The sequence below is a fragment of the Bacillus sp. LBG-1-113 genome, from assembly GCF_020708615.1.
Lineage (GTDB): Bacteria > Bacillota > Bacilli > Bacillales > Bacillaceae > Bacillus > Bacillus mojavensis.
Window position 1 is genome coordinate 464,326 of sequence record NZ_JAJFDG010000002.1, and the last position, 23,793, is coordinate 488,118.

Annotated in this window: 23 protein-coding genes, 1 pseudogene and 2 riboswitches; of the genes and pseudogenes, 16 read left to right on the forward strand and 8 right to left on the reverse strand. The window is 42.4% G+C overall.

Annotation, left to right across the window (positions count from 1 at the left end):
* Both LJF29_RS08580 and LJF29_RS08585 read right to left on the reverse strand, forming a co-directional pair.
* Window positions 1-937, reverse strand: a pseudogene (locus LJF29_RS08580) (Ku protein).
* 38 nt (window positions 938-975) lie between these two features.
* A complete protein-coding gene (locus LJF29_RS08585) occupies window positions 976-3,378 on the reverse strand; it encodes an EAL domain-containing protein (protein ID WP_229148041.1) in 2,403 nt (800 codons plus the stop codon).
* 189 nt (window positions 3,379-3,567) lie between these two features.
* On the opposite strand from LJF29_RS08585, the gene LJF29_RS08590 reads away from it, so the two are divergent.
* The 4 genes from LJF29_RS08590 (at window position 3,568) to LJF29_RS08605 (ending at window position 7,440) form a co-directional block, all read left to right on the forward strand.
* Window positions 3,568-4,236, forward strand: coding sequence for a DedA family protein (locus tag LJF29_RS08590; protein ID WP_229148042.1), 669 nt, complete (start codon window positions 3,568-3,570; stop codon window positions 4,234-4,236).
* A 257-nt stretch (window positions 4,237-4,493) separates the two neighbouring features.
* On the forward strand, window positions 4,494-5,288 hold the full coding sequence (locus tag LJF29_RS08595; protein WP_420709691.1) for a TerC family protein: 795 nt from the start codon (window positions 4,494-4,496) through the stop codon (window positions 5,286-5,288).
* 263 nt (window positions 5,289-5,551) lie between these two features.
* A complete protein-coding gene (gene sigI, locus LJF29_RS08600) occupies window positions 5,552-6,307 on the forward strand; it encodes an RNA polymerase sigma factor SigI (RefSeq protein WP_229148044.1) in 756 nt (251 codons plus the stop codon).
* Window positions 6,304-7,440: an anti-sigma factor domain-containing protein gene (locus LJF29_RS08605; protein WP_229148045.1), complete on the forward strand. Its 1,137-nt coding sequence runs from the start codon at window positions 6,304-6,306 to the stop codon at window positions 7,438-7,440. The genes sigI and LJF29_RS08605 overlap by 4 nt, the downstream gene beginning before the upstream one ends.
* A 10-nt stretch (window positions 7,441-7,450) precedes the next feature.
* On the opposite strand, the gene sspD is transcribed toward LJF29_RS08605, so the two are convergent.
* Both sspD and LJF29_RS08615 read right to left on the reverse strand, forming a co-directional pair.
* On the reverse strand, window positions 7,451-7,645 hold the full coding sequence (gene sspD, locus LJF29_RS08610) for an acid-soluble spore protein SspD (protein WP_010333988.1): 195 nt from the start codon (window positions 7,643-7,645) through the stop codon (window positions 7,451-7,453).
* 132 nt (window positions 7,646-7,777) lie between these two features.
* On the reverse strand, window positions 7,778-8,479 hold the full coding sequence (locus LJF29_RS08615; protein ID WP_010333989.1) for a DUF1836 domain-containing protein: 702 nt from the start codon (window positions 8,477-8,479) through the stop codon (window positions 7,778-7,780).
* Between the two features lie 171 nt (window positions 8,480-8,650).
* On the opposite strand from LJF29_RS08615, the gene htpX reads away from it, so the two are divergent.
* From htpX to LJF29_RS08635, 4 genes are all read left to right on the forward strand, one after another.
* The gene (htpX, locus tag LJF29_RS08620) at window positions 8,651-9,547 is read left to right on the forward strand and encodes a protease HtpX (RefSeq protein WP_010333990.1); all 897 of its coding nucleotides are present in this window, start codon (window positions 8,651-8,653) and stop codon (window positions 9,545-9,547) included.
* Between the two features lie 174 nt (window positions 9,548-9,721).
* Complete coding sequence (gene ktrD / locus LJF29_RS08625; RefSeq protein ID WP_010333991.1) at window positions 9,722-11,071, forward strand: Ktr system potassium transporter KtrD; 1,350 nt, start codon at window positions 9,722-9,724, stop codon at window positions 11,069-11,071.
* 156 nt (window positions 11,072-11,227) lie between these two features.
* Window positions 11,228-11,383 carry a hypothetical protein gene (locus tag LJF29_RS08630; RefSeq protein ID WP_010333992.1) on the forward strand — a complete coding sequence of 52 codons (156 nt, stop codon included), beginning with the start codon at window positions 11,228-11,230 and terminating at the stop codon, window positions 11,381-11,383.
* Between the two features lie 2 nt (window positions 11,384-11,385).
* Window positions 11,386-11,556: a hypothetical protein gene (locus LJF29_RS08635; protein ID WP_010333993.1), complete on the forward strand. Its 171-nt coding sequence runs from the start codon at window positions 11,386-11,388 to the stop codon at window positions 11,554-11,556.
* Between the two features lie 41 nt (window positions 11,557-11,597).
* Here the strand turns inward: LJF29_RS08635 and LJF29_RS08640 are convergent, their stop codons facing one another.
* The gene (locus tag LJF29_RS08640) at window positions 11,598-12,620 is read right to left on the reverse strand and encodes an acyltransferase family protein (RefSeq protein ID WP_010333994.1); all 1,023 of its coding nucleotides are present in this window, start codon (window positions 12,618-12,620) and stop codon (window positions 11,598-11,600) included.
* 253 nt (window positions 12,621-12,873) lie between these two features.
* On the opposite strand from LJF29_RS08640, the gene LJF29_RS08645 reads away from it, so the two are divergent.
* The 3 genes from LJF29_RS08645 to LJF29_RS08655 all read left to right on the forward strand — a co-directional run bounded on the left by LJF29_RS08645 (window position 12,874) and on the right by LJF29_RS08655 (window position 15,796).
* On the forward strand, window positions 12,874-15,087 hold the full coding sequence (locus tag LJF29_RS08645; RefSeq protein ID WP_229148046.1) for a PAS domain-containing sensor histidine kinase: 2,214 nt from the start codon (window positions 12,874-12,876) through the stop codon (window positions 15,085-15,087).
* Complete coding sequence (locus LJF29_RS08650) at window positions 15,084-15,581, forward strand: methylated-DNA--[protein]-cysteine S-methyltransferase (protein ID WP_229148047.1); 498 nt, start codon at window positions 15,084-15,086, stop codon at window positions 15,579-15,581. Before LJF29_RS08645 ends, LJF29_RS08650 begins: the two co-directional genes overlap by 4 nt.
* 89 nt (window positions 15,582-15,670) lie before the next feature.
* Window positions 15,671-15,796: a hypothetical protein gene (locus tag LJF29_RS08655; RefSeq protein ID WP_010333997.1), complete on the forward strand. Its 126-nt coding sequence runs from the start codon at window positions 15,671-15,673 to the stop codon at window positions 15,794-15,796.
* A gap of 35 nt (window positions 15,797-15,831) precedes the next feature.
* Here LJF29_RS08655 and mtnA read toward each other — a convergent pair whose 3' ends face one another.
* The 3 genes from mtnA to LJF29_RS08670 all read right to left on the reverse strand — a co-directional run bounded on the left by mtnA (window position 15,832) and on the right by LJF29_RS08670 (window position 19,218).
* Entirely contained in the window at window positions 15,832-16,893 is a 1,062-nt protein-coding gene (gene mtnA, locus LJF29_RS08660; protein WP_229148049.1) for an S-methyl-5-thioribose-1-phosphate isomerase, read from the reverse strand.
* Window positions 16,894-16,900: 7 nt separating this feature from the next.
* Window positions 16,901-18,094: an S-methyl-5-thioribose kinase gene (mtnK, locus tag LJF29_RS08665; RefSeq protein ID WP_229148050.1), complete on the reverse strand. Its 1,194-nt coding sequence runs from the start codon at window positions 18,092-18,094 to the stop codon at window positions 16,901-16,903.
* 105 nt (window positions 18,095-18,199) lie between these two features.
* A riboswitch (SAM riboswitch) is annotated at window positions 18,200-18,355 on the reverse strand.
* An 83-nt stretch (window positions 18,356-18,438) separates the two neighbouring features.
* The gene (locus tag LJF29_RS08670; protein ID WP_229148053.1) at window positions 18,439-19,218 is read right to left on the reverse strand and encodes a carbon-nitrogen family hydrolase; all 780 of its coding nucleotides are present in this window, start codon (window positions 19,216-19,218) and stop codon (window positions 18,439-18,441) included.
* Between the two features lie 93 nt (window positions 19,219-19,311).
* Here LJF29_RS08670 and LJF29_RS08675 point away from each other — a divergent pair, with 93 nt between their 5' ends.
* The 5 genes from LJF29_RS08675 to LJF29_RS08695 all read left to right on the forward strand — a co-directional run bounded on the left by LJF29_RS08675 (window position 19,312) and on the right by LJF29_RS08695 (window position 23,792).
* The gene (locus LJF29_RS08675) at window positions 19,312-20,508 is read left to right on the forward strand and encodes a pyridoxal phosphate-dependent aminotransferase (RefSeq protein WP_229148054.1); all 1,197 of its coding nucleotides are present in this window, start codon (window positions 19,312-19,314) and stop codon (window positions 20,506-20,508) included.
* Window positions 20,509-20,546: 38 nt separating this feature from the next.
* Window positions 20,547-20,647, forward strand: a riboswitch (SAM riboswitch).
* 84 nt (window positions 20,648-20,731) lie between these two features.
* The gene (gene mtnW, locus LJF29_RS08680; protein WP_229148058.1) at window positions 20,732-21,949 is read left to right on the forward strand and encodes a 2,3-diketo-5-methylthiopentyl-1-phosphate enolase; all 1,218 of its coding nucleotides are present in this window, start codon (window positions 20,732-20,734) and stop codon (window positions 21,947-21,949) included.
* Complete coding sequence (gene mtnX / locus LJF29_RS08685; RefSeq protein WP_229148059.1) at window positions 21,946-22,653, forward strand: 2-hydroxy-3-keto-5-methylthiopentenyl-1-phosphate phosphatase; 708 nt, start codon at window positions 21,946-21,948, stop codon at window positions 22,651-22,653. The genes mtnW and mtnX overlap by 4 nt, the downstream gene beginning before the upstream one ends.
* The gene (locus LJF29_RS08690; protein WP_010334004.1) at window positions 22,611-23,240 is read left to right on the forward strand and encodes a methylthioribulose 1-phosphate dehydratase; all 630 of its coding nucleotides are present in this window, start codon (window positions 22,611-22,613) and stop codon (window positions 23,238-23,240) included. Before mtnX ends, LJF29_RS08690 begins: the two co-directional genes overlap by 43 nt.
* A 15-nt stretch (window positions 23,241-23,255) precedes the next feature.
* A complete protein-coding gene (locus LJF29_RS08695; protein ID WP_229148061.1) occupies window positions 23,256-23,792 on the forward strand; it encodes a 1,2-dihydroxy-3-keto-5-methylthiopentene dioxygenase in 537 nt (178 codons plus the stop codon).
* Window position 23,793 lies beyond the last annotated feature (1 nt).

The window sequence follows — 23,793 nt, forward strand, 5'->3', positions numbered from 1 at the left end:
CTATGATGTGCCGGAGACTTTTTTTCTAGTGGTTTTCTGCTTTTTTTCTCCGGCTCCTTTCGGTTCTCCGCCTTCGGCTGGTGTTGCCGCTGGTTTTTCCCGATTCGGCCTTTTGGTTCGATCGATGCTGGCTTGAAGTGCGCTGACCAGGTCAATCACATCCTCACGAGGAGGCGCTTTGTCAGGAGTAACGGCTGTTTCTTTATTTTCAAGCTTATCATTGACTCTTTGCAGCAAGGCTTTTCGATACGTGTCCTCGTATTGTTCTGGCTGAAATTCAGTTGTCAGCTCATCTATTAACGTAATGGCGGTCTGCAGTTCTTTATCATTTACATTTGATTGATCAGGCACTCCGGGTACGTGGGCAGCGCTTCTTACCTCATCGGGATAATGAATGGATTCCATTACGATGCAATTTTCATATACGCGGAGAATGGCAAGCTGCTGTTTCGACCTGATCGTCATATTGGCGATCCCGATTTTTCCGGTGGATCGAAGCGCCTCGCGAAGAAGAGTATAGGCTTTTGTGCCGTTATCACCGGGCCCGACATAGTAGGAACGGTTAAAATATATCGGGTCTATTTCCTGCAGTTGAACAAAATCGACAATTTCAACCGCTTTCTCTTCATGCTCCTGCTTTAAGCTTTTTAAATCTTCATCAGTCAGCACGACATATTTTCCTTTTACGTATTCATATCCCTTCACAATTTCATCAGGGCTGAGCGTTTTTTCACAGTTCGTGCATATTTTTTCATATTTAATTGGCGCATGATCTTCTTTATGAAGACTTCGCAGCTTAATGTCTTTATCTTCTGTGGCGGCATAAAGCTTGATGGGGATATTCACCAAACCGAAGCTGATGGATCCCTTCCACATTGTGTGCATATCGATGAACCACCTTTTTTTCATTATTGTGGAGATATGAGGGGGGATTCATGTGTAGTAACTTATGGGTATAAAAAACAGCCGGCGCTGTTAACGCGGCGGCTGGTTTAATATCAAGTGTTCAAGCTGTTCCGGCGGTATCGGTCTGCTGAAAAAGAAGCCCTGTAAATGGTCACAGCCTTTTTCGTCAAGCAGCTGTTTTTGGCCGGAGTTTTCTACGCCTTCGGCAATGACTTGTAAAGACAGCTGATGGCCCATGGCAATAATGGCACCGGTAATTTGTTCTGATTTCGGATGAGTCTGAATATCATCGATGAATGATTTATCGATTTTCAGTCTGTGAATCGGAAAATCCTTTAGATAGCTTAGAGAACTGTGCCCCGTGCCAAAATCGTCAATGCTGATCCTGATGCCTAATTTGGTTAAAGAAGATAGAACCTTTTTGGAGTGGTCTAGATTATCCATGGTCATGCTTTCTGTTACTTCAACTTCAAGAAGGCGAGGGGGAAGCCTGTATTTAAAAAGGGTATTCTTGATGAGCGGAATCAGTTCCTCTGATTGAAACTGTCTGGCGGAAATATTAATGGCGACAGAAAGATCAAATCCTTTGTCGTGCCACACTTTTGCCTGCCGGCACGCCTCATCAATAATCCACTTTCCGATATCAATAATAAGGCCGGTTTCTTCGGCAACACCGATGAATTCTCCAGGCGGACGCAGATTGCCGTCTGGAGTGACAAGGCGTATGAGCGCTTCAGCACCTGTCATCTTCTGATCTTTTGAACTGAATTGCGGCTGATAATGCAAGACAAATCTTTTGTTATCAATCGCTTCCCTCAGCTCCATTTCTTGATTAAGCTTGACGGTTTCTTTATTGCCGATTGAGAAAGAGTAGTATCTGTATTTGCTTTTGTTTCGCTCTTTGGCCGCATACATTGCCATATCTGCCTTTTTCATCAATTCAGGGCCGTCTGTTCCGTCTTTAGGAGAAATCGCAATACCGATGCTGACGGATGTAATCAGTGTGTGGTCCTGAATTTTAAATGGCTTTTTGAATTGCTGAATGATTTTTTTAGCCAAAATGTCTGCTTCACCCGTTCCGGTATTGGCGTCAGTCAAAATAATAATGAATTCATCACCCCCAAGCCGCGCGATAAACCCATTATCTGGGATAACAGATGAAAGCCGTTTAGCCGCGAGCTGGAGCAGCTGATCGCCGACATTGTGGCCTAATGCATCATTTATCACTTTAAATCGATTCAAATCTAAGAAAAATACCACGGTGTTATAATCCAGGGCATGCTCGCGGTTCAAGGCCTTTGTTAGGTGGGAGATCGCATGTCTTCTGTTGGGTAAATCTGTAAGTGAGTCGTAATGAGCCATTCTATGGATTTTTTTTTCGGCTCTGTACTGTTTTGTCACATCTTTACAGATGACATATATGCTGTCCAGTTCTTGATTAACTTCAACAGGTATAAACGTAATATTCAAATGAAACTGGCCTTTTTCCGTCATAAGAGTGGCATCGCTGTTAATGGCTTGTTTTTCGCTTTTGACCTGCTTAAAAAGCGCATTGATTTTTGTCGGCATATAGTGATTCCAATTTTGATGGTTTAAGCCGAAGTTATTCATCATATCCTCACCAGCATGATTAGAAGAAATAATATCTCCTTTTAATGACAGGATAAAGATCGCATCAATATTGTGAATAATTAAAGATTGAAACCGCTGTTCGTTATCCTTCATGCGTTCATTTTGTTTCATGAATTTTCGATCGGCATGGGAACTGAATAATAATAACGTTTGAATACAGAAGATGATTAAGGCAATCAAAATAGACCAATCGAATGTATGGACTTCCATATGATGGTCGGGAGGTGCACTATCTTTATAAAATGTAGCGGCCATCATTCCTGTATAATGCATTCCCGAAATGCCAATTCCCATTATTAAGGCACTGATTATTTTATAAATCAGCAAATGGTCTGCAGGTTTTTTCATGGACAAGTCAAAGAAAATCTTTAGTGAGACGAATGATGCTGCAATGGCAATGACAATGGATAATGTAAACAGCAGCGGTTCATATATCATCATTACCCGGGAAATGGAAGACATTCCGATATAATGCATAGATGAAATCGATGCACCCAGCATCACCGATCCTGTAAGCAGCCTGTAAAAGGTAAGCATATACCGGCTGACAATATATAAAGAAACAAATGATCCAGAAACAGCAGCTGCAATCGAGGCAACTAAAGGCACCAGTTCATAATGCATCGGTACCTCCGTATGAACAGCCATCATTCCGATAAAATGCATAGACCAAATCCCAAAGCCCATGATGAAAGAGCCTGCAATCAGCCACACCTTGCTTTTTAATCCTGTATGAATGGTGACTTTTCTTGATAGTTCAAGGGAGGTGAAAGATGCTGCACAAGCAATAAGAATAGATAAACATATGAGTGCTGTATTATATGTTACGTGTAATTCCATATGGAGATTCCCCCGTGTGTTCCAGTCTGGTTGACTCTCCTTAATATCGGCTGCCAGCTAAAGAATTTCAGTCTATATGCCTAGAGAAATTGTCAGAAAAACGTTTGGAATGAAGAATCTCTGTTTTTAGTTCTGCTGACCGTCAAAAATATGTTAAAATCATTTTGATGTTTTGAGTTAAAAACAAAAATGTGTATACATAGATCAGGGAAAAGGGAAGTGAAGATGATCGAAGAATTGGTTATGTCCTGGATAGAAGCATTTAAAAGCTTATCTTATTTCGGAATTTTTCTGGCGCTCTGTATTGAATTTATACCGGCTGAAATTGTCCTTCCGCTTGCGGGTTATTGGGTATCGAAAGGTGACATGACGCTTGCCGGCGCTGTTCTGGCAGGATCATTAGGAGGAGTCGCCGGTCCGCTCACCCTGTATTGGATCGGACGTTATGGAGGCAGGCCGTTTCTTGAACGTTTCGGAAAGTATCTCTTTATAAAGCCTGAGGCTCTTGACAAATCGGATGAATTTTTTAAAAAACATGGCGGTTTTGTCGCTTTCAGCGGCCGCTTCCTGCCGGGGGTCCGCACCCTGATTTCCATACCGTGCGGCATCGCAAAAATGAATGTCTGGGTGTTTTCTTTTTATACATTTATCGCCATGCTGCCGATCACATTTGTTTATGTATATCTCGGCGTGAAGCTCGGAGAAAATTGGAAAGACGTTGGCTCTATTCTAGACCAATATATGCTTCCGATCGGAATCGCCATTTTGATCTTTTTTGTTCTCTATTTAGTGATAAAGAAGAGGAAAAAACGAATGCAGTCTGAACATTTTTCAGTCTTTTTAAAAAATAAGCGTTGACAAATAAGCTCGCTCCGCATATCATTGACTTATAATATGATATTTCTTGAAATCCCAAAGGGGAGTAGCGTCCGGAATGTTTCCGGAAACAAAGTCGTCATTTCATGGATAGTGATATCCATCGGCTTTGTTGGCATGCCTGAATTCATGTCTAGCAAGACCTTTGCCTTATGTCGGCAAAGGTCTTTTTTGCATGTCCGGCCGGCATAAGATCGGATGAAGAGAAAGAAAACAACTTTTTTGGGAGGGTATCATTTATGGATGCAGCATTATTATTGGAGTATGGTTGGGTTCTTCTCGTCTTGATCGGGCTGGAAGGTATTTTAGCCGCCGATAACGCTTTAGTGATGGCGGTTATGGTAAAACATCTGCCGGAGGAGCAAAGAAAGAAGGCATTGTTTTACGGGCTGGCAGGCGCCTTTGTTTTGAGATTTGGTTCTTTATTCGCTATTTCTTTTTTGGTCAATGTATGGCAGGTTCAAGCCATTGGCGCGATCTATTTGCTGTATATTGCAGCAAGCCACTTGCTCAAAAGATATGTATTTAAGAAAGAAGACAATCATAAGGTGACGAAGCAAAGCGGATTTTGGCCGACTGTATTAAAGGTTGAGCTGGCAGATATTGCTTTTGCTGTAGACTCCATCTTAGCAGCAGTCGCTCTGGCGGTTACGCTGCCTGGAACTTCACTTCCGAAGATCGGCGGACTTGATGGAGGACAATTCCTCGTTATTTTGGCCGGAGGCATTATCGGGCTGGTGATTATGCGTTTTGCGGCTTCGATGTTTGTTAAGCTTTTAAAGGAACGTCCAAGCCTAGAAACAGCAGCTTTTGTAATTGTCGGATGGGTCGGGGTAAAGCTTGCTTTATATACACTCGCACATGATGACATAGCCATTGTTTCCTCGCACTTTATTCATTCAGGGACATGGAAGCTGATTTTCTGGGTTGTCTTAGCGGCGATCGCAGTTAGCGGCTGGTTTATGTCAGGCTCAAAAAAACAGACGGAAGACGCACAAAACGAACAAAATAACAGAAGCCAAGAAAGGGCTTAATCATAAAGACTCTGCTGAAAAGCAGAGTCTTTTCATGTTTGAAGCGTTTTCACTGACGAAATAAAATAACATTTTTATAACAGCTTTGTTACAAAAACCTCTTATAAAACCCCCAAAATTCTCTTTAAGGGCACGAAATCCTGTATAGTACGTGAGATTGTATTGTCACAATTGAGACATTGGAAATCAATATTTCTTTTTCTCCTTTGCGATTCCCTATCAAATTAGCTATCATTAATGAGTAGTTATAGGGAGGAACTGAGGTGAAACCAGTGCTTAGCCTTTTGTTTAAATTGGGAAAAAAGAAGCAAACGCTTGAAAAAGCTGTTGAAATTATACAAAAAGGCAATAAAGATCTGCAAAACGAGTTGATACAGCAGTATAAGCCATTTATCGCAAAGACGGTTTCATCCGTTTGTAAACGATATATAGATGAAAAAGACGATGAGTTTAGCATCGGACTGATTGCATTTAACGAAGCTATTGAAAAATACTCACCTGAAAAAGGAAATTCGCTGCTCGCATTCGCAGAGCTTATTATAAAAAGAAAAGTTATTGATTACATTAGAAAAGAAGCAAGAACCGCTCAAAATATTAATATGGATTTACAGGAGGGTGACGATCAGGAATCCTCACAAAGCTTGATTGAAGCCGAGCTTTCTATTGATGAATACCGCCGCCAAATAGAACAGGAACAGAGGCGTGAGGAAATCCTGTATTTTCAAAAGCAGCTCAAAGACTACGGTCTTTCATTTCAAGAGCTGCTTGAACATTCTCCAAAGCATGCAGACGCAAGGCAAAACGCCATAAAGGTGGCGCTCACCCTTGTAGAGCATGAAGAATTAGCTGCGATTCTTTATACGAAGAAACAGCTTCCTGTTAAACAGCTCGAACAGCTCGTTTCAGTAAGCAGAAAAACGATTGAGCGAAACAGAAAATATATCATTGCCATGTGCATTATCATTACCGGTGATTATATTTATTTAAAAGATTATCTTAAAGGGGTGCTGCACTCATGAGAAGAGGGATCATAGTCGAGAAAAATAAAAAATTCGTCACGTTGCTGACCCCTGACGGACAATTTTTAAAAGCCAAAAATGATCGCCAAACATATGAAATCGGAGAAGAAATCATGCTTCCGACTGAGACACGCATGGGCAGAAGGGCCAGCTTTTTTGATTTTTTAAGACTGCGCCCTTTCAAAATGGGGATTTTTACGATGACTGCTATTATGCTTTTTATTTTTATTATTCTCCCCGTTTTCTCTAATGACAAGGCCTATGCGTATATGACAATAGATATTAATCCAAGCTTCGAAATGGCGTTAAACAGCGATTACGAAGTGATTGAACTGACGCCCCTCAATGATGATGGCAAGAAGGTTATCAGTGACATCGATGATTGGGAGGAGACTGATTTTAAAAAGGTGATAGACGATATTATTACGGATTGCAGCGAGCATGGATATGTAAAGGAATCGAAAGAAATATTGATTTCCACTGTTTATGAAAATACGGATGACAATACATATAAATCAGGAGTAAAAAAACAGCTGAATGATGTAACAGAAAAATATAAAACGACATACCGCATGGAATCCCTCGAAACCGATATGAAAACGAGAGAAAAAGCAAAAAAGGAAGGCGTATCAACAGGAAGCTACATAAAATCAAATGAAAAGAATAATGTGAAAGATCCAAACGAAGATTCTCAAAAATCCGGGGAAGAGGATCAAAAAAATACCGGCAGCGAGGATGAAAACACGGATCTAACAGATGATCAAGACAGCAAACAAGGAGAAAATGAACAGCTGGATGATATGGACTCAGAGAAAGAAGATACAACAGACACGCAGAATGACGATAGTGAACTGAATAAAGACGTAAAGGAATCAGATGAAAACACGAAAACTGAAAAAGATGGGGATACTGAGCAACCCCCTACACAAGATCCTCAAGATAACGGAAATGAAGAAGAAGACAATGGTGAACAGAATAGCAAGAATCAAAAAAATTGGAATAACGGTGAAAAAGGAAAGGGTCATTCCTCATCTAATCGTGATAATGCTTCTTACCACCGTAACCCAAATAGCTACAGCAGCAATAATAAATCAGCTCAAACTGAAGATTCGCCGAGTGCCCCCGGCGAATAGAGTCCTGAGTTTATTTATTTGTGCCATTTAGCTGTGATTGTGCTTGCTGAACCAGACGCTTTGTCATTTCCCCGCCTACAGAGCCGTTTGCACGTGAAACTGTATCAGAACCAAGGTTCACACCGAATTCTTGAGCTACTTCAAGTTTAAATTGGTCTAGTGCCTGCTCCACCCCTGGAACAACGAGTTTATTTCTGCTCGCCATCTTTTTTCATCTCCTTTTTCTCGTAAGAAATTCTTAACGCGTATTTAGTTTGAAATGTACGGGGTTTATTTATGCTGGCAATTGTTGTGGGGGAATAAAAAACCCCCGGCAATCTGCCGGGGTACATCCTGATTATAGGATATCTGCGGTCATTTTGTTCGCGGTCGCCTGAATATGGAACGTCAAAATGGAGAGAACTGTAATGGCAATAATCTGCCTGATTTTGACCCATTGAGCGTCACTCAGCTCTTCAAAATGGTGACGGATAAGGTCCGTTTCCTGTTCGACGATCTGCTGAAGATTTGAATCCTTCATGGAAGGAGTGTCTTGGTGATGAATGGCATGCAGCACATGCGCGCAGCTTTCGTAGTATGCTAACGGGCTGATGACATCATCAGATCTGTCTGAGATGGTGTTAAAAGCAACTTTTAAGATAGCTCGTATGTGTTCAAAGTCATAAATGGATTTTAGGTCACGTACAATTAAAAGAATCACTGCCTGTTCAACTGAATACTTTTTACCCAGCTCAGGATGGCCAATGAGATCTTTGATATCGCGTTTCACCCAATTTTGAATCGCGGTTGACTTTAACGACGTTAGCTCGCATAAATTGCCAAGCTCAACGATTTCGTTGGTAGACAGACCGTATTCTTTTTTCTGTTTTTTTCGTTCATATCTTGTAAGAAATTCCGGAATCTGAAGATGGCTTGCAGCTTCTTCCGCTGGCATATTCGCTGATTTGACGAGGATGTCGAGCGGGCTAATGTCTCCCAGGCCTTTAAGGGAATAGAGCAGCCGTACCATCTCAATTCGAGTGAGTTTAAAAATATTCATTGTTCACCTCTTCAAGACAATTTGACGCGGATATAATCTTTATGTATAAATGCACTATTAAAGCGTCAGCAATACATTAACATCATACGTCTAAATCCTTGCATTTTCAAACAGATGTTTTATAATTTAAATATACAAGTTCTTTTGATCTTAAAAATAACGGAGGTTATTATGGCGAAAAGAATTTTTCTGTTTATTTTAACGAATATTTTGGTGCTTACAACAATCGGAATTGTTTTATCTGTCATAAGCTCTGTTACTGGAGTTGGGACGTACATTACAGCTGATGGCGGTATAAATCTTATTGCGCTTCTTGTATTCAGTTTAGTCGTCGGTTTTGTCGGTTCCTTTATGTCTCTTGCGATGTCCAGATGGATGGCAAAAACAATGATGGGTGTCAGAGTGCTGAATCCGGAAAAACATACACTTAGCTATGAAGAGCAGCAATTGGTTGACCGTGTTTATAAATTAAGCCGCTCTGCCGGCTTAACGAAGATGCCGGAGGTCGGAATTTACCGCTCATCTGAAGTGAACGCGTTTGCGACTGGCCCTTCAAAACGCCGCTCTCTTGTCGCTGTGTCGTCAGGTCTGCTTGACCAAATGGATGACGCTGCGGTTGAAGGCGTGCTTGCCCATGAGGTTGCGCATATTGCAAATGGTGATATGGTGACAATGACACTTTTACAAGGAATTGTGAATACCTTTGTCGTCTTTTTATCACGTATCGCTGCATGGATCGCGAGCCGCTTTGTTAAGGAAGATCTTGCGCCGATTGTTCATTTTATCGCAATGATTGTGTTTCAGATTGTCTTTTCCATTCTCGGAAGCCTCGTTGTTTTTGCGTATTCACGCCACCGTGAATTCCATGCTGACCGGGGAGGAGCTGATCTTGCCGGCAAGGATAAGATGATTCATGCTCTTCGAACGCTTAAGAGCTATTCTTCCCGCATCATGGAAGAAGATCAGACAGCTGTCCAAACGCTAAAGATTAATGGCAAGAAACGTTCATCGCTTTTCTCTACTCACCCTGATTTAGATGAAAGAATCAGACGGTTAGAAGCTAAATAAAACCAAAACATCCTTCCTCTGAGAACCCTCAGAGGTTTTTTTTCTGTTTCACTTTGACTAAAATAATAAAAAAATATGCAAGTTAAGAAAATGTTTCGCAAAAGCCTTTAAAAATGGAACTAATATCTTTAGAATAATTACCGTACTTTAAATGGAGAGGCAGAAGGATTTCACATGAGATTAAAGCTTGGAAAATTGATACAGGCATTATCTCCGGCCCAGCTGATTGCATTATATTATTTTCTCGCAGTAACTGTGGCCCTGATATTGCTGAGTCTGCCTGCTGCCCATAAGCAGGGAGCGGATTGGACCTTTATTGACGCACTTTTTACGGCTGTCAGTTCAGTCAGCGTCACGGGGCTGACGGTTGTTGATACAGCTGATACATTCAGCACTACAGGCATTTTTATTTTGGCATTTGTTCTGCAATTTGGCGGAATCGGTATTATGACGCTCGGCACATTTATTTGGCTGATCATGGGAAAAAGAATAGGCCTTAAAGAACGGAAATTGATTATGGTAGACCAAAATCAATCCCAGTTTTCAGGAATTGTCAATTTAATGAAACAGGTTCTTTTCCTTATATTGTGGATTGAATTTTTTGGAGGAATCATACTTGGCACTTATTTTCTAACCTACTATGATTCCTTTCAAGAAGCTTATTTACACGGGTTTTTTGCAAGTGTCAGTGCAACCACAAATGGCGGGTTTGATATAACAGGAAATTCTATGGTTCCGTTCCGCCATGATTATTTTGTGCAGTTTATTACGATGCTTTTGATCATATTCGGAGCGATTGGCTTTCCGGTGCTTGTCGAAGTAAAGGACTTCTTGTTTTCAAAGCATCGGAGATATCCGTTTACGCTTTTTACAAAAATCACGACGATTATGTTTGGCTCACTCGTAGTGTTTGGCGCCATCGGCATCTATGCGCTGGAAGCAAGCCACTCGTTTGCGGGAAAGGCTTGGCACGATATTTTGTTTCTCTCTTTGTTTCAATCAACAGCTACCCGAAGCGGAGGGCTTGCAACAATTGATATCAGCCAGCTGTCGGATCCCACGCTGTTTTTTATGTGTGCGCTGATGTTTATCGGTGCCTCACCAAGCTCAGTCGGAGGAGGCATAAGGACAACAACGTTTGCTTTGAACCTGCTTGCGCTGTTTCATTTTGCCCGCGGCAATAAAGCGGTAAAAGTATTCAAACGGGAGCTGCACCCAGCAGATCTGATGAAGTCTCTTGTTGTCACAATGATGGCGATTTTGCTCGTTTTTGGAGCGACACTGATCCTTACGATAACAGAGAAGCATTCTCTGCTGGAGCTCTTGTTTGAGGTATGTTCGGCCTTTGGAACGACCGGTCTGTCCCTCGGCATTACAGCTGATTTGAGCAACGTAGGAAAATGTGTCATTATGATCGTCATGTTTATCGGACGAATCGGAATATTGACCTTCCTTTATCTGATCGGAAGAAAAGAAATTGAAGCAAATTATCATTATCCGAAGGAAAGAGTCATTATTGGATAATTAAACACCGCATCTGGCGGTGTTTTTTATTGCCAAAAAAAAGATGTGTGACCCGGCACCAGTTGGAGATCCTAACATAAACCAGCTGCAGTTGATTAGCTGGTCTTGCGTTTTCAAGCGAAATAAAAATTTGAAAAACTGGCGAGGAGGATTTCTGTGAAACGTAAAGCTGAGGTCAATGAAGCCATAAAAAACAACAATACACCGACTGAGAGTATGGACAGAAATGCATATAAGACTCAATATCACGACGACCCGAATTTCCGTGGGGCCAATCGCAATTCCAAACAAGGTCAGCAAGGAGGCGCGTGATCATGAAAAAGAACCAGCATAGCAAAGATATGCAAAATCATAAAAAGCCGATGAATAAGAAGGTGCTTGAGGAAGAATTCTCAAGTGAGCTCGGGGATTACAACGCTGGGAAAATAATTGAAACTCTTGAAATAACAAAGCCGAAAAAGAAAAAAGAGAAAAAACAAAAATAAAAAACACCTCTTAGGCGGAATGCCGCTTAAGAGGTGTTTGTCTATTTTAAATAGGCATTTTTGCTGTTTCCTCTGACTAGCTGAAGCAAACCTGTCATTCTCAGTTCAATGAATGGCTGAGCAACCGTTTTGACGAAATTGCTTGAGAGAATGGAGGTAAGGGCAGCAGTTAAGAGCAGCAGGATGACTAAGTTTTGATAGTCCGTGAGTCCATCCTCAAGCCCGACCTGCCGAAGTGTTTTAATGATAAACCCGTGGAGCAGGTATACGTAAAATGTCCTTGTTCCCCACTTTGTAAAGAAATAGCGTTTTTGCGGAACAAGCGCTAAAAAGCTGAAGGTTGCCGCAAATGCAAGGACATACCAGCTGATCCGGGAAAGACCGCTTGCCAAGGTGACATCGCCAAATGATGAGTACGGCTTAGAGCCGAACAGCCATGAATAGTCAAAGTCGACCCCCCAACAGATGACAAATACAGCAGCGAGCACACCGAGCGCAATCTGTTTGCCTCGTTTTGATCTCAGTAAATCAAAGTGATGTTTATTCAAATAAAACCCTACAAGGAACATCGGCAAGAATACAAATGTCCGGGAGAGGCTCAGTGTGCTGCTGACAAAGTCGAGATAGCCGATCAACACCGCGATTCCGCAGCTGACAAACAGCGCCCACTGCTTAGAAAGCTTTGAAAAAGGATAGAGCAGGATATTCCAGAAAAATAAGCTTACCAGAAACCATAATGACCATTGCGGATCAATCGGATTCATATTTGTCATGCTTTCGTCTTGAATAATGTAATAAAAGACGGAATAGATGCTTTGGAAAATCAAATATGGAATAATCAGCTTAACCGCCAGCTTTTTCACATATCCGGCACGTTTAAAACCTTTGGCGAAATAACCGGATACAAGAATAAAGGCAGGCATGTGGAATGTGTAAATGAACTTGTAGAGGTAGAGCATAAAATTGTTATCATGAATAAAAGATCGAAGAATATGACCGAATACAACAAGGAATATCAATAAAAATTTTGCATTGTCAAAATAACTGTCTCGCGATTTATTCATAGCATCACCTTCTCTTTAAATCAGTCACTAAAAGATTATTCCCTGTTGGTATTTATTTTAAAATAAAAGATCAAAAAGGATTTGAAAAAATGGCTGATTGTTAGGACGATGTAAAGTGACGGTAAGGATCGTTGAAAATGTCTTCTTTATGTAATGACGCTGAAATTTTCTGAAATGTATAGGGCGAATGAAGGAAGTTCATGCAATTTGTAGAAATATTGAGGGATAGGTTTTGAAGAAGGAGTGTTTACGCATGGAAACTCTCGATGTTGAGACAAATTCAGGTCTGAAAGAGGAACTGAAGCGCCTCAAACAAGAAAATGATCGGCTGAAAAAGGAATTGCATCAGCATCAAGTGATTGTGAACAATACGCTCGATGCTATTTTTATATGTGATAATGAAATGAAAATCGTGCAGGCAAATGAAGCAACAGCAAGGATGCTTCAAGTGGATGCGGAAGGTTTGAAAGAGCGTTCCGTTATTGATTTTTTGTTTTCTATTCCAAAGGATGAGCTGGACCTTTCCGTAAAGAAGTTTTTTAAGAAAGGTTTTCTGTGGAAGGAGGTTCCAATCCGGCTGGACAGCGGAGCGACAAAATATATTGAGTTTCTTGCCAAAAGAGGGATTGGTGAAGATTTCTTTTTTGTCGTTATGAGAGATATTTCTTCAAAGAAAATTTTGGAGCGGGAATTTTCTATGAATGAACAGCTTTTTAAGGACTTGTTTGACAGAGCCGTTGACGGAATCGTTCTATTTGATAAAGACGGCGGCTTTATTGATGCCAATCTGTCCTTTTGCAAAAGCTTTGAAATCGATCAGAATGAGTTGTCACATTTGTCGCTGTATCAATTTATAGACAGCGGCTCAAGAAAAGATTTCGATAACATTTGGCACACGCTCTATCGAAAGGGAAAAGCAAAGGGCGAGCTGCCTGTCAGGCTTCGTTCAGGAGATCAGAAGCTGTTTGAATTTACGATTACGTCTAACATCATCAGCGGTTTTTATATGTCGATTATGCGGGATATCACAGAGAAGAGATCCATGGAGCTCCAGCTATTTAAAAGTGAGGAGCGCTTCAGAGAAATTTTTGAAAACGCCATGGATGCCATTATCATCTGGTCGAATGACGGAAGAATCGTTAAGGCCAATCAGTCAGCCTGTAAAATTTTTGAGCTGCCGATGAATTTGCTGTTAAAAAGAAAGCTGTGTGATTTTCTCGTGGACTCGAAGAAATACAGCATGACGAAGAGAAAATATGCAAAATACGGTGAGATCAGAGAAGAGATGCTGTTTCAAATGGGAAACGGGCAGTTCAAAGAGCTTGAATTTACTTCAAAGCGGACAATCCTTGAAAACCAGCACTTAACAATTCTAAGAAATGTCAGTGACCGAAAGCGGATGGAAAAGGAGCTTCGGGAAAGCGAGCTCAAATTCAGAAAAGTGTTCAACGGTTCAATGGACGGCAACGTATTATTCGACAATCAGTACCGAATCATCGACGCCAACCCGTTAGCAAGCGAGATTTTGGGCCTGCCGCATGAAGAACTAAAAAGACACAGCCTGCTTGATATTATATCTTCCTATGAAATAGAAAATTTGGCATCGCCGGCAAGGCAGATTAATTTCGATGAAATGGATAATGAAATCCCATTCTTGCTAAGCAGCAATGATAATAGAAAACTAGAATTTTCATTTAAACGAAATATTATTCAAAATATGAACCTGGCTATCTTTAAAGATGTCACAGAGCGAAAAGAACTGGAAGAGCGCCTTCGCAAATCTGATACCCTCCATGTGGTTGGAGAACTCGCTGCCGGCATCGCTCACGAAATCAGAAATCCAATGACAGCCCTTAAAGGCTTCATTCAGCTCCTGAAAGGAAGTGTGGAGGGAGACTATTCTCTTTACTTCAACGTCATCACCTCAGAATTAAAGCGCATCGAATCCATCATCACAGAGTTTTTAATTTTAGCCAAGCCCCAGGCTATCATGTATGAGGAGAAACATGTGACACAAATTATGAAAGACACATTAGACCTTCTTAACGCGCAAGCCAATCTCAGCAACGTACAAATGCATCTGGATTTAGTCGGCGACATTCCGCCGATATACTGTGAACCGAATCAGCTGAAACAGGTTTTTATCAACATATTAAAGAATGCCATCGAAGTCATGCCTGACGGCGGCAATATTTATGTGACAATCAAAAAAGCTGATCAACATCATATTTTAATATCTTTAAAAGACGAAGGAGTCGGAATCACAGAGGATAAATTAAAGCGTCTCGGAGAACCGTTTTATACAACAAAGGAACGGGGAACTGGACTCGGGCTTATGGTAAGCTATAAAATTATTGAAGAACATCAAGGCAAAATAATGGTGGAAAGTGAAGAAGGAAAGGGAACTGTTTTCCATCTTACACTGCCCGTCCGGCAGAATTTTGAAGAAAGAAGGCTAGACGAATGAATTACTATACGACAGCGGAAACGCCGCTCGGGGAACTCGCGATTGTCGAGGAAGAAGGCCGCATCACCCGTCTCTTTCTCAGTAAGGAAGATTTGATGGAGTGGAAAGAATCTGTTGAGGGTGCGGAGCAGTTAGAGACTGCTTTTCTGGCAGAAGCGAAAAAGCAGCTTCACGAATATTTTGCAGGGGGAAGAAGGACATTCTCACTGCCATTGAGCCAAAAGGGCACGCCTTTTCAGCAAAAAGTATGGGAGGCGCTTGCCATGATTCCATATGGAGAATCACGAAGCTATGCTGATATCGCCGTTGCGGTAGGCAGTCCGAAAGCGGTACGTGCTGTCGGACAGGCAAATAAACGAAATGATCTGCCGATATTTGTCCCATGCCACAGAGTGATCGGCAAAAACAGCACGTTAACAGGGTATGCCGGAAGCAAAACTGACATCAAAGCTTATTTGCTTAGCATCGAGCAAATCTCCTACAAAGAAAAATAAAACATATGGCACGTTCCCTTTTTTCGCTGCCGACATATGATTTTACTAAGTTAAAAAAGTTGGTCTGATGAAAGAGGAGGACAAAGCAATTGAAGCCGAGCCGCTCTGAGAAAATTGCCGTTTTTGCCGAACTGCTTGTGAAACTGCATATCTTATCCAGCGCTCAAAAAGATGAAATGATCAATATGAATATGAGTAAACAAAAAAACCGCTGACTCGCCCCTTTATGAGCAAAGTCTTCAGCGGTTTTTTAATGAACCTTTTCGCCTGTGAACAGCTTGTCAATTTCTTCTTCATAGGAACCAGTCATAATCCCTTTTTCAGTAATGATCCCAGAAATAAGATGGTGAGGTGTAATATCAAAAGCAGGATTAAAGACAGGCACTTCAGCCGGAGCGGTCCGGACGCCGGAAATGTTCCTGACTTCATCAGGATCCCGTTCCTCTATCGGGATATCAGCCCCGCTTTTTACTTTTGTGTCAAAAGTAGATAAAGGTGCTGCTACAAAAAACGGAATATCGAAGGCGTTTGCTAAAATAGCAAGACCGTAAGTGCCAATTTTATTCGCAGTATCTCCGTTCCTTGCAATTCGGTCAGCGCCGACGATGACGGCAGAAATTTGTTTTTCTTTCATCGTATGGGCTGCCATACTGTCCGTAATCAGAGTGACGTCAATACCGCCCTGCATCAGCTCCCAAGCAGTAAGCCGTGAACCTTGAAGAACCGGTCTGGTTTCACAAGCATAAATATGAAGCCCCAAATCCTTTTGTTTGGCCAAATAAAACGGGGCAAGTGCGGTTCCATAGCGGCTTGTCGCGATAGAACCGGCATTGCAGATTGTCATAATCCGGTCGCCTCTTTTGAAAAGCTGAAGCGCGTTTTGGCCAATCATCCGGCACGTTTCTTCATCCTCGACTTGAATCTGAATCGCTTCATGGACAAGGTTGGTTTTTGCTTCATTTACAGAAATGGCGTTTTGAATTGAATGGCTCAGTCTTTCGAGCGCCCATGATAAATTGATCGCGGTCGGCCTTGAACTGTTCAAATCATTTTTGATATTATCCAATTCGCGGCGGAAATCCGCCACATTATCAGTTTCGATGTCTTTTGCCGCCAGCGCGAGCCCAAATGCTGCCGTAATGCCGATCGCCGGGGCTCCTCTCACTTTTAGTGAGACAATCGCGTCAAATACTTCTTCTTTCGTTGTCAGCTCCAAATATTCCGTGACATCAGGAAGCTTTTGCTGATTTAAAATCTTAATGGCTGTTTCTTTCCATTCAACAGAACGCGGAACAGCAAATGAATTGGTCATGGTTGAATCATTCCTTTACAAGTAACTTAAAACATTCAATAACATCTGTAATGGTTTTTAATTGTGAACGTTTTTCAATAAAGCCAGCACCGGTTTCCAACGCCAGCCGTTTTCTTTCGATTCGTTTATCAAACGGTACAATCGTATCCAGATCTGCGACATGGGCAAGGCCGATGGTGCGGCGTATCAGTTCGCAGCCGGCAAACCCAATTGCCTCTTCAAAAATATGGCTGAGTGTATCAGCGAGATAACCTTCGATTTTGGCATACACATCGAGGCTGTGTTTCTCCCAGGCTTCACTGAATGTTGTTTGAAACGTGTTCCAAACTTGTTTTACATGTTCATATAACGGATCTCGATCATCACCGTCACGGCTGAGTGCATTTAACAATAAGTTGGCGATAAATTGGCCTACATCAAAACCGATTGGTCCGTAAAAAGCGAATTCAGGATCAATCACCTTTGTCTCAAGCTCGCTGGCAAAAATGCTTCCTGTATGCAGATCGCCATGAATCAGGGTTTCGGCAGATGTTAAAAATGACTTTTTCAGCTTAGCGGCTTCAACTTTGACCTTGTCATTTTTCCAAAGCTTTTCAACATATGGACGAAGCTCTTCCTCAAATTCATTTGTATCATGATCAAAGAAAGGATCTGTAAATACAAGTCTTTCGGTAATATCGCAGAGCTCAGGATTTGTAAACTGTTTAACAAGCTGTTTTTTCACCTTAGGCTCAAGTGCGTAATCAGAGGAGTAAAAAAGCGTTTTTCCTAAAAATTCTCCAACGTCGCGTGACAGGTTTGGATAATTTTCGCCTTCGAGAAGTCCTTTTCTAGCGATCTTCAGATGTGAAAGGTCCTCCATGACCGTGACCGCCAATGCGGTATCTGAATAGTAAACTCTCGGTACGAGGTGAGGGACGTGCTCACCCTGACGAATCAGTGCGCTGCTTTCAATTCTTGCCCGATCGATTGTCAGAGGCCAGCTTTCCCCGACAACTTTTGCATAAGGAACCGCCTGTTTAATGATCAAAGCCCTGTCATTTTCTTGGTCATAAATATGAAAGACGTAGTTTAAATTTCCATCGCCGATTTCCTGGCATGTCAGCGTGCTTTTGCTTTGAAACAAGCCGAGTTTTACCGCCAGGGCGACAGCTGAGCTTTCATTTAACGTTTCGTATAAAGGTGTTTTTGTGACTGCCATCGTCATTCCCTCCAATTATGTAACATCTTGATATGTGTGCCGCAGAATGGCCGTAAAAAAGCCTCCTTCTCAGAGAGAAGGAGGCTTAACAATCATGTCCCGCCTCTCTTATCTCTCAGATCAGATCTGATGGAATTAGCACCGTGCCTTACGAGACCACAGTCTCTGGCGCCATGAAGATGCGCCCCATTTCACAATGGAATTACGGTCGGTTGCTGTTGGGGTCAAAAGGCCAATCCCTCGCCCAACTCTCGATAAGAGAATATATTCACTTGTTAAACAATTCTAATTTATCAGTTGATGAACATAGTAACAGGTGAGTGTTTTAATTGTCAATATATTTTTTAATATAAATCTTTTCTGATATCATCGAAAACAGGGATTTTCCCCCGTGCCTCAACGCTTTCTTGGAGGTCAATTTCCGCTCTGACAATGCCTTCTTCTCGGCCGCCCTCTGCCAAAATACGTCCCCAAGGGTCAATAATCAGGCTGTGCCCGGCGAATTCATTATCGGGATTAGCTCCTGTGCAATTGCAGGCAGCGACAAAGCATTGATTTTCAATGGCCCGCGCAATAAGCAGGCTTTTCCAATGATCAAGGCGGGGCAGAGGCCATTCCGCAGAAATGAACAGCACGTTAGCGCCTTTTGTCGTATGTTTTCTGATCCATTCCGGAAAACGGATATCATAACAGATCAACCCTGAACTTTTGACGCCATCAAGCTCGAAGTATCCGTCCTCGGAACCGGCTGATAAATATACATGCTCATCCATCAGCTGAAAAAGATGGGCTTTGCTGTACTCTTTAATGATTCGTCCTTCCTTATCTGCGATGAACATTGTATTATAAACATCAGAACCCTTTCTGACAGCAACAGATCCTGCGATAATATGAACCCCGTGTTTTTTTGCGGTTCTTTGCAGCCAGCTTTGAGCAGTGTGCCCGTCTTCATCAGCAAGCTGATCAAGATTGGCAAGGTCGTAACCGGTCGTCCATAATTCAGGGAGAACAAGAACATCAGCATGTTTACTCTCTTTTTCGATTAAATATTCAGCCTTTTTTATATTTTCAGAAGGTTTTCCGTATGAAATATCAAATTGAAGACAAGCTATGGTCCATTTCATTTTTTAACACCCCATATTTTTCTTTACTTTTTTCATTTAACCATATATGATACTGGACTATCATTTCAAGATTTTTTTAGAAGGTGAAAACAGATGAAATTTGAACATTCTCAAGTGCTGCAGGAACTGCCTAAACAATTCTTTGCTTCTCTAGTGCAGAAAGTGAATCGAAAGCTGAAAGAAGGACATGATGTCATTAATTTGGGGCAGGGGAATCCCGATCAGCCAACGCCCGAGCATATCGTGGAGGAAATGAAGCGAGCAGTTGCTCAGCCCGAAAATCATAAATACTCGTCATTCCGAGGTTCGCACAGTCTAAAATCAGCAGCGGCGGCATTTTATAACAGAGAATACGGCGTTCAGCTTGATCCGGAAACTGAAGTAGCCGTATTATTCGGCGGGAAAGCCGGTCTTGTCGAGCTGCCGCAATGCCTGCTAAATCCTGGGGATACGATTTTGGTTCCTGATCCCGGTTATCCGGATTATTGGTCCGGTGTCACGCTTGCGAAAGCGAAAATGGAAATGATGCCGCTCACTAAGGAGAAAGCGTTTCTTCCTGAATACGCAAGCATTCCCGCTGACATAAGAGAACAAGCGAAATTGATGTACTTGAATTATCCGAATAATCCGACTGGAGCCGTCGCTACCGCAGATTTTTTTGAAGAAACGGTGAGTTTTGCGAAAGAAAACGAAATCTGTGTGATCCATGATTTTGCTTACGGGGCAGTGGGCTTTGACGGACACAGGCCTTTAAGTTTTTTGCAGACTGAAGGCGCTAAAGATATCGGAATTGAAATTTACACACTGTCCAAAACATATAATATGGCGGGCTGGCGGGTCGGTTTTGCAGTTGGAAACGCCTCGGTCATAGAAGCGATCAATCTTTATCAAGACCATATGTTTGTCAGTCTTTTCAGAGCAACCCAGCAGGCTGCTGAGACGGCACTTTTATCTGAGCAGACTTGCGTAGCGGAGCAAAATGCCCGATATGAAAGCAGGCGCAACACTTGGATAGCAGCATGCCGGGAAATCGGCTGGGATGTAACAGCACCGTCGGGTTCATTTTTTGCGTGGCTGCCGGTGCCTGAAGGCTATAGCTCTGAGCAATTCTCAGATCTCTTGCTTGAAAAAGCGAATGTGGCGGTGGCAGCTGGAAACGGCTTTGGTGAATATGGAGAAGGGTATGTCAGAGTGGGGCTCTTAACGAGTGAAGCGAGGCTCAAAGAAGCAGCTTACCGAATTGGCAAACTGAACCTGTTTACCCAAAAAAGCATTGACAAGATTCTTTAACGGTGGGATAATTCAAAATAATTTATAAAATCTATATTTTCTTATCAAGAGCAGGCAGAGGGACGAGCCCGATGAAGCCCGGCAACCGACTTGTAAAGCACGGTGCTAATTCTTGCAGCTGGCGGCTGAGAGATAAGATTCGGACGAGAAACGAAACCTCTTTAGACGCATTGCTGTTTGAAGAGGTTTTTTATATGGGTTAAAAAATGAAAGGAGCTCTGGCATGAGTGAATTATTAGCAACATATCTCCTGACCGATCCGGGAGCCGACACGGTGAAAAAAGCAGAACAAATCGCAACAGGGTTGACGGTGGGCTCTTGGACTGATCTGCCTCTGGTGAAGCAGGAGCAGATGCAAAAGCATAAGGGACGGGTTGTGAAGGTTGAGGAGAGAGAGGGACATCTTGCATCAGGAAAACAAGCGGTCATCACAATTGCTTATCCCGAGGTGAATTTTTCACAGGATATTCCGGCATTGCTGACAACTGTGTTTGGCAAGCTGTCGCTGGACGGAAAAATCAAATTAATAGATCTCGAATTTTCAGAAGCGTTTAAGCGTACACTTCCAGGACCGAAGTTTGGCGTATACGGCATCCGGAAGATGCTTGGAGAGTTTGAAAGACCGCTGTTAATGAGCATTTTTAAAGGGGTCATCGGAAGGGACCTGAGTGATATTAAAGAACAGCTCAGGCAGCAGGCGCTCGGCGGGGTTGACTTAATCAAAGACGATGAAATTTTCTTTGAGACGGGTTTAGCACCTTTTGAAACAAGAATTACAGAGGGAAAACAAATTTTGAAAGAAACATACGAGCAGACCGGCCATAAAACGCTGTATGCAGTGAATTTGACTGGAAGAACGGCTGAGCTTAAAGATAAAGCAAGACGCGCCGCTGAATTGGGAGCGGATACGCTTTTATTTAATGTCTTCGCTTACGGTTTGGACGTCATGCAAAGCCTTGCGGAAGATCCGGACATATCAATCCCCATTATGGCGCACCCTGCAGTCAGCGGGGCATTTACGTCCTCACCGTTTTATGGGTTTTCCCATGCCCTTTTGCTCGGAAAATTAAACCGATATTGCGGCGCTGACTTCAGTCTGTTCCCTTCTCCATACGGTTCAGTTGCGCTTCCGAGAGAAGACGCGCTGGCAATTCATGAAGAATGCGTAAGAGAAGATGCCTTTAATCAGACATTTGCCGTTCCGTCTGCTGGCATTCACCCTGGTATGGTTCCGCTTTTAATGCGTGATTTCGGCATTGATCATATTATTAACGCCGGAGGAGGCATACACGGACATCCAAACGGCGCCCAAGGCGGGGGCAAAGCGTTCAGAACTATGATTGATGCGGTTTTGGAGGCGCAGCCGATTGAAGAAAAAGCCGGTCAATGCGAAGATTTGAAGCTTGCGCTTGATAAATGGGGAAAGGCTGAAGCCGTATGACGTCTCAAAAACCGTTGATTATATGTGATTTTGATGGAACCATCACGATGAACGACAACATTATAAACATTATGAGAACATTCGCTCCGCCAGAGTGGACTGCGTTAAAAGACGGCGTACTCTCCAAAACAATGTCGATCCAAGAAGGCGTCGGGCGGATGTTCGGCCTTCTGCCGAGCAGTTTAAAAGAGGAGATTACGAGATTTGTAATAGAAGACGCAAAAATCAGGGACGGCTTTCAGGAATTTGTCGCATTTGTTAATGAGCATGAACTCCCGTTTTATGTTGTAAGCGGGGGGATGGACTTTTTTGTCTATCCGCTGCTTGAAGGAATTGTTGAGAAAGATCATATTTATTGCAACCGTGCGTCATTTGAGAATGAATTCATTCATATTGATTGGCCTCATTCTTGCAAAGGCACATGCACAAATCAATGCGGGTGCTGCAAGCCGACTGTTATTAACGAGCTTTGTGAGCCGGATCAATACATCATCATGATCGGTGACTCCGTTACCGACGTGGAGGCGGCAAAGCTGTCTGAACTTTGCTTTGCAAGGGATTATTTATTAAATGAATGCAAGGAGCATCATCTGAATCATATGCCATATCATGATTTTCATGAAATAAAGAAAGCAATTGAAGACGTAACGGAGGTAAAGAAATGGCTGCAAAACAAGAGCGCTGGGGAGAGCTTGCCGAAGTAAAACGGGAGTTGGCAGAAAGAGATTGGTTTCCGGCGACCAGCGGCAACCTGTCCATCAAGGTTTCCGATGAGCCATTGCAATTTCTCGTAACGGCGAGCGGAAAAGATAAACGAAAAGAAACGGATGAAGACTTCCTGTTGGTGGATCAGAACGGAGAGCCTGCCGAAAGCGGACATCATCTAAAACCGTCAGCGGAAACGCTTTTGCATACGCACCTGTACAATAAAACAAATGCCGGATGCTGCCTTCATATTCATACGGTAAACAATAACGTCATCTCAGAGCTGTATGGAGATCAAAAACAAATCACTTTTAAAGGACAGGAAATTATAAAAGCGCTTGGCCTGTGGGAAGAGAATGCAGAAGTGTCCATTCCAATTATAGAAAATCCGGCTCATATTCCGACTCTCGCAACGCTTTTCGCGGATCAGGTTACTGGAGATTCAGGAGCTGTCCTGATCCGGAACCATGGCATTACGGCTTGGGGAAGAACAGCATTTGAAGCGAAAAGAGTGCTTGAAGCATATGAATTTTTATTCAGCTATCATTTGAAACTGAAAACACTCCAGCATCAGCTGGTTAAATAAAAGGGGGAACCGCAAATGGCAACAATTCGAATTCATGATGAGGCAAATACAACAATTGAAAATCAAGAAGAAGTGGCAAGCTTTCTGGACAGTCAAGAGGTAATCTATGAGCAATGGAATATCGCTAAGCTCCCTGAACAGCTTTCAGAAAAATATGACCTGTCTGAAAAAGAAAAACAACAAATTCTTGACACCTTCGACGCCGAAATTAAAGATATCTCAGCCCGCCGCGGCTACAAAGCCCAAGATGTCATCTCTTTGTCTGACACTAATCCGAAACTGGATGAACTGCTTGAAAACTTTAAAAGAGAACATCACCATACAGACGATGAAGTCCGTTTTATCGTAAGCGGCCACGGAATTTTCGTCATTCAAGGCAAGGACGGCACATTTTTTGATGTCCGTTTAAATCCTGGAGATTTAATCTCAGTACCTGAAAATATCCGCCATTACTTCACGCTTCAAGAAGATCGCAAAGTTGTGGCGGTGCGGATTTTTGTTACATCTGAAGGCTGGGTTCCGATTTATGAAAAAGACAGCGTAAACCAATAAG